Source organism: Streptomyces thermocarboxydus, from assembly GCF_024760485.1.
In the GTDB taxonomy this organism is placed as follows: Bacteria; Actinomycetota; Actinomycetes; order Streptomycetales; family Streptomycetaceae; genus Streptomyces; species Streptomyces cellulosae.
Genome location: NZ_CP058273.1, coordinates 5,731,040 through 5,744,277, shown reverse-complemented (window position 1 = coordinate 5,744,277; position 13,238 = coordinate 5,731,040). Strand labels below are relative to the sequence as shown.

The 13,238-nt window shown below is 74.6% G+C and carries 10 protein-coding genes; 1 reads left to right on the top strand and 9 read right to left on the bottom strand.

Going from position 1 to position 13,238, the window contains the following annotated elements:
• Positions 1–747: 747 nt before the first annotated feature.
• The 3 genes from AY578_RS26310 to AY578_RS26300 all read right to left on the bottom strand — a co-directional run bounded on the left by AY578_RS26310 (position 748) and on the right by AY578_RS26300 (position 3,237).
• Entirely contained in the window at positions 748–1,161 is a 414-nt protein-coding gene (locus AY578_RS26310; protein ID WP_202414606.1) for an SSI family serine proteinase inhibitor, read from the bottom strand.
• Positions 1,158–2,543 carry a M14 family zinc carboxypeptidase gene (locus tag AY578_RS26305; protein ID WP_019523398.1) on the bottom strand — a complete coding sequence of 462 codons (1,386 nt, stop codon included), beginning with the start codon at positions 2,541–2,543 and terminating at the stop codon, positions 1,158–1,160. Before AY578_RS26305 ends, AY578_RS26310 begins: the two co-directional genes overlap by 4 nt.
• Before the next feature lie 142 nt (positions 2,544–2,685).
• On the bottom strand, positions 2,686–3,237 hold the full coding sequence (locus AY578_RS26300; RefSeq protein WP_028961597.1) for an FHA domain-containing protein: 552 nt from the start codon (positions 3,235–3,237) through the stop codon (positions 2,686–2,688).
• 211 nt (positions 3,238–3,448) lie between these two features.
• On the opposite strand from AY578_RS26300, the gene treZ reads away from it, so the two are divergent.
• Entirely contained in the window at positions 3,449–5,194 is a 1,746-nt protein-coding gene (gene treZ, locus AY578_RS26295) for a malto-oligosyltrehalose trehalohydrolase (protein ID WP_028961598.1), read from the top strand.
• A gap of 745 nt (positions 5,195–5,939) precedes the next feature.
• On the opposite strand, the gene AY578_RS26290 is transcribed toward treZ, so the two are convergent.
• From AY578_RS26290 to AY578_RS26265, 6 genes are all read right to left on the bottom strand, one after another.
• Positions 5,940–6,887 carry an aminoglycoside phosphotransferase family protein gene (locus tag AY578_RS26290; protein ID WP_028961599.1) on the bottom strand — a complete coding sequence of 316 codons (948 nt, stop codon included), beginning with the start codon at positions 6,885–6,887 and terminating at the stop codon, positions 5,940–5,942.
• A 64-nt stretch (positions 6,888–6,951) separates the two neighbouring features.
• Positions 6,952–8,079, bottom strand: coding sequence for an aminopeptidase P family protein (locus AY578_RS26285; protein WP_019523402.1), 1,128 nt, complete (start codon positions 8,077–8,079; stop codon positions 6,952–6,954).
• A 189-nt stretch (positions 8,080–8,268) separates the two neighbouring features.
• The gene (locus AY578_RS26280; RefSeq protein ID WP_136238092.1) at positions 8,269–8,739 is read right to left on the bottom strand and encodes a PDZ domain-containing protein; all 471 of its coding nucleotides are present in this window, start codon (positions 8,737–8,739) and stop codon (positions 8,269–8,271) included.
• 12 nt (positions 8,740–8,751) lie between these two features.
• Positions 8,752–10,908 carry a germacradienol/geosmin synthase Cyc2 gene (gene cyc2, locus AY578_RS26275; RefSeq protein ID WP_028961601.1) on the bottom strand — a complete coding sequence of 719 codons (2,157 nt, stop codon included), beginning with the start codon at positions 10,906–10,908 and terminating at the stop codon, positions 8,752–8,754.
• 95 nt (positions 10,909–11,003) lie between these two features.
• Entirely contained in the window at positions 11,004–12,182 is a 1,179-nt protein-coding gene (locus AY578_RS26270) for a damage-control phosphatase ARMT1 family protein (RefSeq protein WP_137209108.1), read from the bottom strand.
• 74 nt (positions 12,183–12,256) lie between these two features.
• A complete protein-coding gene (locus tag AY578_RS26265) occupies positions 12,257–12,904 on the bottom strand; it encodes a ScbR family autoregulator-binding transcription factor (protein WP_019523406.1) in 648 nt (215 codons plus the stop codon).
• Positions 12,905–13,238: the final 334 nt, after the last annotated feature.

The window sequence follows — 13,238 nt, the reverse complement described above, 5'->3', positions numbered from 1 at the left end:
TCTCCACGCGGGACCGGACACCCTCGTGTCCGACGGTCGGGCCGAAGGCCGCCACCCGGAACGGAAGGACACACTGCGGTCGTCGCGCCTCGGTGCCCAGAGCGCGAGGCTTCTCCACGCGGGACCGGACACCGTCGGCGTCCAACCGCCGGGCCGAACGCCGCCACCCGGAACGGAAGGACACACTGCGGTCGTCGCGCCTCGGTGCCCAGAGCGCGAGGCTTCTCCGCGCGGGACCGGACACCGTCGGCGTCCAACCGCCGGGCCGAACGCCGCCACGCGAGCTTCTCCGCGCGGACGGACACCGTCGGCGTCCAACGCCGGCCGAACGCCGCACCCGAACGGAAGACACACTGCGGTCGTCGCGCCTCGTGCCCAGACGCGAGGTTCTCCACGGGACCGGGCACCGTCGGTGTCCGACGGTCGCCGGACTCCGCCGCCCGAGCGAAGGACGCTTGCCGGACACGTCGCGCCGGGCGTCGGAGCGCGGAACGCCGTGCACGGCCGGCGACGTGCCACGCACACGCCGGGCCACGGCATCGGCGAAAGGCGCCGCCGTCACCGGGCCGTCATGGCCGCGGCCCCGCGCGCAGGCGGTCTCACGTCCCGTCAGGGGCGTTCGCGCTGCTGCCCGCGCGGCGGGCGCCGACCACGGCGCTCGGCCCGCCTCGTCTCCAGGGCCGCGTCAGGCCTCGGCGCGGAGGTCCGCTCAGGCCCGCCCCAGTCTGCCGCAGGCGAGTGGACGTCTCACGTCCCGTCCAGCGCGAACAGCGCCCCCGTGTGGGCGCGTAGCGTGCAGGTGTTCGGGAAGGTTTCCGTCCAGGTGACCGGGCGGTCGCGCCACATGCCCTCCGCGTGGGCCGTCACCGGGGCGTAGATCATCGGGCAGAGGGCGTCCTCCGCGGGGAGGGCGGTGATGCGGCCGTCCGCCTGGGAAAGCTGCGCGCAGGCCTCCTCCGCGTGCGGGTGGCCGCCGCCGGGCGGGTCGCAGCGCAGCAGCGTGCCGTCCTCCGTCCCGGCCGTCGTGTTCTCCCCGTGGCTGACGCTCAGCATCAGCCAGTTCCCGGTGTCCGCGTGGGCGGAGGGCGTCGCGCCGGCGAGCAGGAGGAGGGCTGCGGCGGTCAGCCCGGCCCCGACCGTCTTCACTGAGGTGTGCGTCATTCCCGGTGCATCGGCACGGCGGGCCCGGTACCCCAGTCCCGCTCACCCGAACGGGAGGCCTCGGGTGTCCCCCGTACGGCCAGGGCGCACACGGCGCGGATCACCCGGGCCTGGTACTCCGCCTGGCGGTCCACGGGGATCCAGCGGGCGCCGAGCGTGTCCCGGAGGTCCGCGCAACGCGCGTCGATCAGCCGGTTCAACGCCGGCAGCGCGTCGGTGGGATCGTGGCCCGCGCGGGTGACGAGCTGGTGCAGCAGCCCCGCAGTGCGCAGGGCGAGGCGCCGGCCGGCGAGGCGCAGCGCGGCCAGGCGGGCGGTCGTCATGGGCGGCAGCGGATGCGCAGAATCGTTCCCGCAGTCGGGGTCCCAGGCGTCCGCGAGGCCCGGGCAGACGAGGAGGTAGTCGTCGACCGGGGCGAGCAGCCGGTCCGCGTCGGGCACGCCCGCGACGTACGGGCGGATCCGTGCCGCCAGGCCGCCGAGCAGCCCGGTGTCGCGGCGCAGGGTGCGGCTGACGGACCGCAGTTCGGCGTCCGGGTCGGGGTGCGGGGCGCCGTTCGCGACGGCGGCGACGCCCCACATCGGCGCCTCCACGACCGCGGTGACCGTTCCGTACCCGTAGGGGTGGTACCACGTCGACTCCACGGCCGCCTCCGTGATGGCGGCGGCCAGGTCGCGGCGGCGCGGGGGCGGGATGCGGTAGACGGCGGGGCCGAGTCCCGGCCAGTACAGGGCGTCGTACGCGCCGAGTTCGCGCGGAACGCCGAGGCGCGCGGCGACGGCCGCGACCCGGCGGTCGAGGCCCGGCAGTTCGTGGGTGAGTTCGACGAAGCCTCCGCCGACGTCCACGCCGTGCAGGGAGCACTGGAGGAAGGGCCGCAGTTGGTCCTGGAGGGCGAGCAGCGCGCGGGTCTCCGGCAGCGCGGCGGCCGCTGCGCCGTCCGGCAGCCACTCGGGCTGCTCCAGGAAACCGGGGCGGTAGAAGTTCCGGAAGTGGTGGCCGAGGGTGTACGGGCCGGTCAGCCAGCGCTCGTTGTGGCGCAGGCCGTCGGGGTCGAGACTGAGCAGCAGGTTCCAGGTGACGTCGGCGCCGTCGGTGAAGCGGCGGTCGGCGAGCGCGTGCTCGGCGAGCCGTAGCACCGTCGCGCCGCCCACCGGCTCGTTGGCGTGGGGTCCCGCGACGACGAGGGCCTGGCGGCCTCCGTGGCCGACGCTCAGCAGCCACAGGGGGGTGCCCGCGCGGGAGACGCCGACGCGGCGCAGGCGCGCGTCGCGGGGGTGGCGGGCGGCGAGGGCGGCGGCCCGCGCGCCGAGTTCGTCGACGGTCGGATAGCTCAGGAGGGGCGTCAGGTCACACCTCCACGAAGCGACGCCGTCGTCCACCGGAAGTACAGGCCGTGCGGGAGTGCGGGGTGCGGCACGTACAAGGAGTACGAGCACGGGGAGTGCGGGGTCCCCCTACAGTCAGTCACGACTGCCCGGGCCGCGTCAACACCGTCACGTGTCAACGGCCGGCACATCCGTGTCAGTTGGCGGCGAGCCGGTAGGTGATCTGTCCGAAGCCCACCTGGTCGCCGTCGCGGACCACGGCCGCGCCGACCACCCGACGGCCGTTCACCGTCGTGCCGTTGGTGGAGCCGAGGTCGCGCAGCACCCACAGGCCGCCCTGATGGGTGAGTTCGGCGTGCACGCGGGACACCGTCTCATGGGTGAGCCGCAGCCCGTTGGCAGGGTCGCGCCCTATCCGCAGCGGGTGCCCCTGCGCGGGGTGCGGCAGCAGCAGCTTCGGCAGCTTCTCGGCGCGCCAGGCCCGGCGCAGCCGGACGGTGAACCCGGAGACGGCCTCGACCGTGCCGAACACCGCGCGGGAGAGGCGGCTCTCGCGGGGGAGGTCGGCGGTGAGCGCGGCGAGTTCGTCGGCGCGCCGCGCCACGAGCGCCAGTTCCATGCGCCGGATGAACGTGTCGTGGGACAGGCGGCCCTTGGCGACGCCGTCCCGCAGCACGCTCAGCGCCTTGTCGCGCTCCGCGTCGGAGAGCCGCGCGGGGTACGTGGAGAACTCGAAGGACGACGTCACGCGGTGATTGTCGGTCAGCCAGGTGCGGGCTGTCCAGAAACCCCGTAAACGGAAGACCCGCCCCCGCCTGCGTCACCGCCCGCGCCCTCGCCCGCGCCGCGGTCCGTCGCGCGACACCCGCCGCAAAACGGCGGATCCCCCGGCGAATTGATCTCCCATGCCGCACGATGGAGGCGCTTCATCACGGTGAGCAGACGAAGGGGAACCGTCCGTGCAGTTCGAGGTGTGGGCACCACAGGCCGGCCGAGTGACGCTCCGGTGCGACGGCGTCACGCGCGCGTTGGAGCGCGATCCCGAGCGGGAGGGGTGGTGGCGGGGGGAGGCCGAGGCGCACGACGGCTCCCGGTACGGCTTCGCGCTGGACGACGGACCGGTGCTGCCGGACCCCCGGTCGCGCCGCCAGCCCGACGGCCCCGACGGGCTCAGCGCCGTCGTCGACCACGACCGTTACGAGTGGACCGCCGAGTGGACCGGACGCCCGCTGCCCGGCGCGGTGCTGTACGAGACGCACGTCGGCACGTATACCCGCGAGGGCACCTTCGACGCCGCCGCCGAACGGCTCGGGCACCTCGCCGACCTGGGCGTCACGCACGTGGAGTTGATGCCGGTGTGCCCGTTCCCGGGCCGGCACGGCTGGGGGTACGAGGGCGTCTCGCTGTGGGCGGTGCACGAGCCGTACGGCGGGCCCGAGGGGCTGAAACGGTTCGTCGACCGGGCGCACGCACTGGGGCTCGGCGTCGTCCTGGACGTGGTGCACAACCACCTGGGCCCGTCGGGCAATTACCTGCCGCAGTTCGGCCCGTACTTCACCGACACGCACCACACGCCGTGGGGCGCGGCGGTCAACCTGGACGCGCCCGGCTCGGACGAGGTGCGCGCGTACCTCGTGGAGAGCGCGCTGGCGTGGCTGCGGGACTACCGGATCGACGGGCTGCGGCTGGACGCGGTGCACGCGCTGGTCGACACCCGCGCGCGCCACTTCCTGGAGGAGCTGTCGCAGGCCGTGGACGAACTGGCCGCCGACACCGGCCGGCCGCTGTTCCTGATCGCCGAGTCCGACCTCAACGACCCGCGGATCATCACCCCGCGCGAGAACGGCGGCTACGGCGTCCACGCGCAGTGGAACGACGACTTCCACCACGCCCTGCACACCGCCCTGACCGGCGAGTCGCAGGGCTACTACGCCGACTTCGCGCGGGCCCCGCTGAAGGCCCTGGCCAAGACGCTCACCCACGGCTTCTTCCACGACGGCACGTACTCCAGTTTCCGGGGCCGGCGCCACGGCCGGCCGCTCGACCGCACCCGGGTGGCCGCGCACCGGCTGCTGGGGTACAGCCAGACCCACGACCAGGTCGGCAACCGTGCCCAGGGCGACCGGCTGGCCGCGCTGGTCTCCCCCGGGCTGCTGGCCTGCGCGGCGGCTCTGACGCTGACCGCGCCGTTCACGCCGATGCTGTTCATGGGCGAGGAGTGGGCGGCGGGCACGCCGTGGCAGTTCTTCACCGACCACACCGACCCGGAGCTGGCGAAGGCGGTCAGCGAGGGGCGGCGCCGGGAGTTCGCGGCGCACGGGTGGGCCGAGCAGGACGTGCCCGACCCGCAGGACCCGGCCACCCGCGACCGCTCCTGCCTCGACTGGTCCGAGCCGGAGCGGGAGCCGCACGCGCGGATGCTGGCCTGGTACCGGCAACTGCTCGCGCTGCGCCGCGAGCAGCCGGACCTCACCGACCCGGACCTCGCCGACACGAAGGTGGCCTACGACGAGGACCGTCGCTGGCTGGCGTTCCGCCGCGGCGACGTCCGCGTGGCGGTGAACCTGGGCGCCGAACCGGCGGACATCCCCCTGGGCTCCCGCGAGGCCCGGATCCTGGCGGCGTGGGAACCGGTGGACGTCCCCGGGGCGGACGGTCTGCTGCGGCTGCCAGGGGAGTCGGCGGTGGTGTTGCTGCAGGAGTGAGGGGCGCGGGGCGGGGGTGCCCCGCCCCGCGCTCAGGGTCGCGTGGGGCTGCGCTACGGCGGGCACCTCGCGGCTCCGACGGGCGCGCCGGCGCGGGGAGGGCGGAACCGCGGCTCGCGCCCAGGCCACCTGGGGTGTTCCACGGCGCCGGTGACGCCGCGGCACGACAGGTGCCGCAGGCACCAGACGGGTTCTACCAGCCCGCGCCCGGACACTGGGGCGCTTCGCGCCGCCGCGACGCCGCCCCGGAGGACGTGACGCGCGACGGCACGACGGGCTTCTCGGCGCGGGACGGTTTCGCCGGCCCTGTGGCCGGACCCACCCGGAGCGCCTCACGGCGCGGCGACGCCCACTCGGAGGAGCGACGCGCGACCGCACGACGGGCTTCTCGGCGCGGGACAGTTTCGCCGGCCCTGTGGCCGGACCCACCCCGAGCGCCTCACGGCGCGGCGACGCCCACCCGGAGGCCGTGACGCGCGACCGCACGACGGGCTTCTCGGCGCGGGACAGTTTCGCCGGCCCTGTGGCCGGACCCACCCCGAGCGCCTCACGGCGCGGCGACGCCCACCCGGAGGCCGTGACGCGCGACCGCACGACGGGCTTCTCGGCGCGGGACGGTTTCGCCGGCCCTGTGGCCGGACCCACCCGGAGCGCCTCACGGCGCGGCGACGCCCACTCGGAGGACGTGACGCGCGACGGCACGACGGGCGCGCCGGCGCGGGGAGGAACCCCGCACCCGGACTCCCTAAGGCGCCGCGTCGCTGTCGCGTAGGTCCGTGACGCGTTCCAGCATGATGGGTTCCCAGGCTCGGCGGAGGCGGGTGCGGAGCAAGGGCAGGGTCGACGTGTCGTTGTGGACGAGGGCCTCGGCGAGGTGGATGACGCAGTCGCAGCGGGCCAGCCACAGGCCGCGCAGGCAGGGGCGGGCGCCGTAGCCCGCCAGCGTGGCCGCGCGGACGGCGGCCGGGGCTCCGACGGCGCGGGCCAGGCCCGCGATGTCCTCGGCCGGGTCGCCGACCACCGCCGAGTCCCAGCCGAGCACCCCCCGCACCCGCCCGTCCGCGCCGACGACCAGGTTGCCGCCCGTGAGGGCGTGGTGCACCAGCACCGCCGACCCGGCCTGCGCGGCGAGCTGCACGGTCGCGGGCTGGGTGAACTGCCTCAGCCGTGCCGCCTCGAACTCGTCCGCCTTGTCGAGCAGTTCGACGGCCTCCCCGGCGGCCCGCCGCAGGGTCTCCAGTGAGCGCGGCGGCACGCGGGGCACGCCCAGCGACTCGGCCTGCCGTACCGGCACCTGGTGGAGCCCGGTGAGCAGGCCCGCCAGGTCGGTCTCGCCGACGGCGGACACGGTGTTCTCCTCCGCCGTGCCGCCGACCAGGCGGGTCTCCAGTGTGCACAAGAGGCCGGGCGCCCACTCGCCCTGCGCCAGGCAGACGGGCAGCGCGACCGGCACGTGCGGGCGCACCACCTCACGCAGCCGCAGTTCGCGGCGCCGGCGGGCGCCGGTCGCACGGTCCGGGGCGAGGTGCAGCACGTACCGGGTGCCCACCAGCCAGGTGGTGGGGTCGGCGCCGTCGCCGGCGGGCCGCACGTCGAGGGCGGCGGACGCGCCGGCGCCGTGCCCGCTGTCCTTGAGCAGGGACCGGGCCAGTCGGCGGACGGTGTCAACGGTGGGTGTCGGTGCCTGGGTCATGGTCGCGCCGTAACCGTTCGGGAGAGGCAGGGTGGGACGGGGCGGAAGGGCCGGACGGTGCCGCTCAGTCGACTATCACCATCCCCCGCTCCGTGTCGTTCAGCCGCCGTCCGCCGTCCTCGGTGACGGTCACGATGTCCTCGATCCGCACCCCGAACCGGCCCGGCAGATAGACGCCCGGCTCGACGGAGAAGCACATGCCGGGGACGAGCGGCCGCTCCTCGCCCTCGATCATGTACGGCGGCTCGTGGGTGGTGACGCCGATGCCGTGCCCGGTGCGGTGGATGAAGTACTCGCCGTACCCGGCGCCGTCGATGACCGCGCGGGCCGCCCGGTCGACGTCCTGGCAGGCCGCGCCCGGCCGCACCGCGCGGAAGCCGGCCTCCTGCGCCTCGCGCACCAGGTCGTGCACCCGGCGCTCCTCGTCGGTGGGCTCGCCGACGTGCACCGTGCGGGAGGTGTCGGAGCCGTAGCCGTCCTTGAGGCCGCCGAAGTCCAGGACGACCATGTCGCCGCGCTCGATGCGGCGGTCGCCGGCCTCGTGGTGCGGGTTGGCCCCGTTGGGGCCGGAGGCGACGATGGTGAAGTCGACCTGGGAGTGGCCGAAGCGGCGCAGCAGCGCGGCGAGGTCGGCGGCGACCTCGGACTCCCGGCGGCCGGAGAAGCGGACGTTCCTGATCTCCTCGAAGGCGGCGTCGGCGGCGGCGCCGGCCGCGGCGAGCCGCTCCAGTTCGGCGGCGTCCTTCACGGCGCGCAGCATCGGCAGCGCCTCGGTGAGGGACACGTACGAGGTGCCGGGAAGGGCCTGCTGAAGTCCCAGCAGGTGCAGCGCCCAGGCGTTGTCGCTGACGCCGAAGCGCCCCTTGTGGTCGAGGAGGGCCGCGGTGAGGGCGTAAGGGTCCTTGCCGTCGGTCCAGTCGCGCAGGGCGAGGGCGGGCGCGCCGGGGGCCTTCTCGGCGTCCGGGGCCTCCAGGGTGGGGACGACTAGCACGGGTTCCCGGCCGGCGGCCAGGACCAGCAGGGTGAGCCGCTCGGTGACGGCGGGCGGCGCGTACCCGGTGAGCCACACCAGGTCCGGTCCCGGCGCGACGAGCAGCCCCGCGAGCCCGGCGTCGGCGGCCTGCCGCGCCGCCCGGTCCATACGGGCCTTGTAGTCGTCGGCGGTGAAGGGCACGGGCGCGGTGCCGGTCATCCGGGTGCCTCCCAGGGCGTACGTCGGGGCTACGGGCAGCATCCTGCCCGCCGAACGGGTACGGCGCGAGCCGGTTGCCGGGGTTGCCTCCGGGAGCCGGCCCGTCCGGGGGCGGAATCCCCAGCTTCGCCACGTCCTGATGCATCCGTGCGCCCCCTTCGACCCCCGCGCGCCCGGCCGGCACCCCCCTCACGTCAGGATTCCGGGAATCGCCGTCACCTGTCGGTAGCCGCCCGTGGCGTGCCGGACGGTCAGGCGGATCGCCGTGCCCGGCGGGGTGCGGGCGAGGGCGTGGGCCAGGTCCGCGGCCGTGTCGACGCGGGTGGCGCCGACGGCGAGCAGCAGGTCGCCCTCGCGGAGGCCGGCCGTGTGGGCGGGGCCGGGGTCCTGGACGCCGACCACCAGGGCGCCCGGCCGGCCGTCGTCGGTCACCTCCACCCCGAGCCGGGCGGTGAGGGCCGGACCGGACGCCCGGCCCGCCCATGTGGTGGCCAGGACGCCCAGGACGGCCCCGGTCAGCAGCAGGGCGAGGCCCGCCGCCGCCCGCCGGCCCCGCGGGCGCGCGGGCGGCGTCTCCTCGATGGCGGCGGGAGCGGGATCCGCCCGGGGGAAGGTGTGGGCGCCGGGCATCGGCCGGGGGCGGAGCGCGTGGGGTTCCATCGCGGCCGGCCGTCAGACGAGGACCGGGGGCGCCGGTGACCGGTGCTGCAGGAAGCCGTGCACCCGCCCGGACAGGTACTCGTCCCTGTAGCGGTCCACGCTGCGGTGCCAGTTGAGAATGCCCGCCATCCAGTTCTGCAGGTCGGTCACATAGCCGCGCATGACCGCCCGCGCCTCCTCCGACAACTGGAAGTCGTCGTACACGACGGGCAGTTCGTGCTCGGCGACGTGCTCGAACTGCCGCATGCGCTGGTTCATCAGGTCCGCGACGACGGGCAGCGCGGTCGCGTAGTCGATGCCGAAGAAGTTCTGCACGACGAGGACGGCGTTGTGCATCTCCCCCTCGAACTCGATCTCCTTCTGGTACGAGAACACGTCGTTGAGCAGGCACGCGAAGTCGATCGCCGCGTTCTCCAGGGAGCGGACCGGGCCCGTGCGGTACACCTCCGGCGGGACCGCGGGGCCGTGTCCGGCGCGGCACAGTCCGAGGGTGAGGTCGGAGCCGAAGGTGGCGCGGCGCATCTCCAGGTAGTCCACGGGGTCCGGGACGCGGTTCTGGATCTGGTTGGACAGCTCCCACACCCATGACTCGGTCATCGTGTCGACGGCCGTCCTCAGCGGGCGGCGCTGCTCGGGAGTCATCCCGGCCGTGGTGCGCGCCCACAGGTCGATCAGGGACCGTTCCATCGCGTTGGCGGGCAGGGGCGCCTCCTCGCCGTCCAGCGGCATGCAGGCGGACAGGCGGGCCGTGGTGAGCCGGGCGGCGGCCAGGTCGCGGCGGTGGCCGTAGACCAGCGGGTAGTAGTCGTCGCCGTAGGTGCCGAAGGCCAGCCAGCCGGAGGCGAGGTCGAGCTGTTCCTGGGTGGCGTCCGGGTCCAGGCCCGCCGCGCACAGGGGCAGGTCGCAGCTGGCGAGCTTGTCCTCGTCCCAGACGCCCTCGCCGAGGATGCCCATGCGGTGCGACCACTCCAGCAGGTGCCGCCGGGAGCCTTCGAGGGCCGGGCTGAGGGACAGCGGGAACGGCATGCGGATGTCGGGGACGACCGACGGTCCGACCTTCTGGTACGGCACGTGCCGGTACGGGCGCAGCCGTTCGGCGGCGGCGCGGGCGAGCAGCGCGCCGACGTCGGCGGCGGAGGTGCCGGGGCCGGTCAGGGTCTGCCAGGAGGGGCCGGGGCGGGCGTTCTCGTTCATGTAGCGGCTGGAGCGCATGTGCCACTCGTGGCCGCCCGCCTGCCAGTCCTGCAGCCCCTTGGCGTACGCGGCGACGGCGGCCGTCTCCGCCGGGGTGAGCCCCTGCTCCAGGGCGACGGCGGGGACCTCCGTGAACGCGGTGTGCTCGAACTGGTGCAGCCGCGAGGTGAGGACGTCGTTGACCAGGTCGGCGGCCTCCTGCGTGGTGCAGCCGAAGAAGGTCTCCAGGACCAGCACGCCGTTGCTGAGCTCGCCCTCGTCCTCGACCTCCCGCTGGTAGGAGAACAGGTCGTTGCGCAGGTGCACGGCGTCAGAGAACGTCTCCATGAGCACCCGCAGCGGGCGGGTCCCGGCGACGGCGGCCGGCACCTCGGCGGTGGCGTACTCCACGAGCCCCGCCGACCAGGGGGCGCCGCCCACCTTGCGGCGCATCTCGATGTACTCGACGGGGTTGGCGATCCGCCCCTCGTTGATGTTGGACAGCTCCCACAGCGACTCGTTGAGGAGGTGCTCGGTGGCGACGGCGAACCGGCGGCGCCAGTCGGCGGACATCGCCGGCACGGTCCGCGCCCACAGGTCGGCGAGGCCCGCCTCCACCGGGTTCTCCGGCTCGGGGACCGGCGTCCCCGGCTCCAGGGGCATGAACAGCGGCAGCCGGTCCAGATGGGCCTTGCCGCCGACGCGGTCCTGGGTGCGCTTGTACTTCTCCAGGAAGTGGTCGTCGAAGAAGAACACCCACACGTACCAGTCGGTGATCAGGGACAGCGCGGGGCCGTCGCAGTCGGGGTGCGTGTAGGCGCAGAGCAGGCCGTAGTCGTGCGCGTCGAGGTCGGCCTGCTCCCAGACCCCGCTGCCCTCCAGCATGCCCATCTCGCGCGCCCAGGCCGTGGAGTGGGCCCGGGCCTCGTCCACGTGCGGATTGAGGCGCGCGGGGTGCGGCATGTAGAAGTGCGGGAGTTCGAAGGGCTGCGTCATGGCCGGGGGCTACCCGTGCCGCTCCGGCCGCATCCGCCGCCCGCTTGGTGATCACACCTTCGCGTGAAACCTGCCCGGAAACGGGAGTTGGAAGCTCAGGTCCGTACCTGGATCAGCGCATGGGTGCCGCCGGTACGCCAGCGCCCGCCCTCCTCCGCGTCCAGCGCCGCCTCCGTCTCCGGGGCGAGTCCGGTGATCACGTCCGACTTGAGGGTGCGCAGGGCGGCGACCGGACCGGGGAAGTACGCCGTCACGCCGGCGAACGGGGTGGTCGGCGGCCAGTACCGGTCACCCACGAGGCGGCGGTAGTTGAGGTCGCCCTTGAGGACGGTGAGGGACGCCTCCGCGAAGTCGGCGCGCAGGTCGTCCGGCATGTCGGCGTACGGCAGGGGCGCGCAGGAGAAGGGGTGGGCGCGCAGTGCGAGCCGCCCGTCGGTGAGGGCGGCGCGCAGGCGGTGTCCGTACGCCCCGGCGGCGCCCTTGGCGGCGGTGAGGCGGCGTACGGCGTCGAGGACGTCGGCGGCGGTGGCGTCGGAGACGTAGTACGGGTGCGGCTTGATGTGCAGGACCGCGCGGTCGATACGCCCGTGGGCGAGCAGGTGGGCGATCAGCAGCAGGTCGGGGACGAGTTCACGGCCGGCGTTGTCGGCGACGAGGCAGAGGGTGCCGGGCCGGGAGGCGTCGAGCAGGGACCACAGGCGGTCGCTGTCGTCGGCGACGAGGGCGGGGACGGCGGCGGTCTCCTCGGCGCCCTCGGCGGACATGCGGAAGCCGAGGTCGGCGCGGTTGCCCCAGAGGGAGCCGTGCAGCAGGGCGCGGGCGCGCTCGTCCTCGGGAAGGTCGTCGAGGGCGTCGAGCGCGGCGAGTTCCTCGTCCGTGGCGGGCGCGTCCAGCTCGGCGAGCTTGGCGGGGCGGAAGGGGTCGATGCCCTGCCAGGGGCCGGGCTCGAAGTAGCCGACGGCCTGGAGCAGTTGGCGGTAGAACCAGCTCTCGGACCACAGCCAGGGCACGTCGTGCCAGGAGCGGCCGGCGTGGGCGTCCATGCCCCAGGCGGCCCAGCGGTCGCGGTCGTGGGCGTCGGCGGGCAGGGGCGTGATCGCGCCCTCGGTGCAGTTCTCCAGCAGGGCGTCGAGCGCGCGGCGCTGCTCGGGGCCGTAGGGGGTGTCCTCGGCGACCTGGCGGAGGATCGCGGGGTGCCGTTCGGCCAGCACGCCGTACGGGAAGGTGCCGGGCTCGTCGGCGACGATCACGGGGGCGGCGGGGGTGTCGGGCATGGGGCTCACCGTAACCCGCCGGACGGCCGGGCGCCGGGCGTCACGGCGGAGCGGACGCCACAGCGCGCCGGACCTCACAGCGGGGCCGGCTCGCGTTCCAGCCGGGCGGCGAGGGAGAGGTAGCGGGCTCGGCGGGTGACGGGGACCAGGCCGCGGATGAGGAGCTGCCACATCTCGGCGGTGCGGCGGGGTCCGCGGGCGGCGGGCTCGCGGGCGCGGCCGACGACCTGGGTGCCGACGAAGAAGCAGACCAGGGAGTGGGCGACGACGTCGATGTCGGCGTCCGGGTGGACGTCGGACTCCTCGACGGCGGCGGCCAGCCGGGCCGAGACGATGTCGAGCCACTCGGTGAAGGGGTGGCTGAGCGGAGGGCGCGGCCGGGTGGTGCCGGTGGCGAGCCGCAGTCCGGCCCGCAGCACGGGGTCCTCGGCGGACAGGCGGGCCACGCAGAAGGTGAGGCGCATCAGCGCCTCCAGGGAGGTGCGGCCGCGGGCGCCGGTGTCGCGGGCGAGCCGGTGGCAGGTCGCGGACTGGAGTTCCAGGATGGCGTGGGCGAGGTCTTCCTTGGCGGCGAAGTGGAAGTACAGCGCCCCTTTGGTGACGCGCGCGTGCTCGACGATGTCGCTGAGACTGGTCGCTTCGTAGCCCTGCCGGTCGAACAGGTCGGCGGCGGCCGTGATGATCGTCGCGCGGGTCTTCTCGGCGCGTACCTGCCTTGCCATCGACTGCACTCCTGTGGCCGGAAAGCGACGGTCCATGCCGTTTGTTTCTAACGCCCCGTACACGATAACTCACCGTGTGCTGACGTTCATCACCCCCACGGGCGGGCTCAGTTGAACACACCGGGCATACGGGGCGTACGCCGCGAGGCGAAACAGCACGCGGGGTTTCCGTGCGCACGCCCCCCTCGCTCCGTACGGAGTCTGAGCTTCCGCTTCATACGTTCTCACGGTTCATCACAATGCGGCAGCGGCACCTCACTTCGCGTGGCTGTTCACTTGACGACCAGTGGTTCCACGCGGTTGGCTCCGGCCAGCGAGAGTCACCCGGACGGCC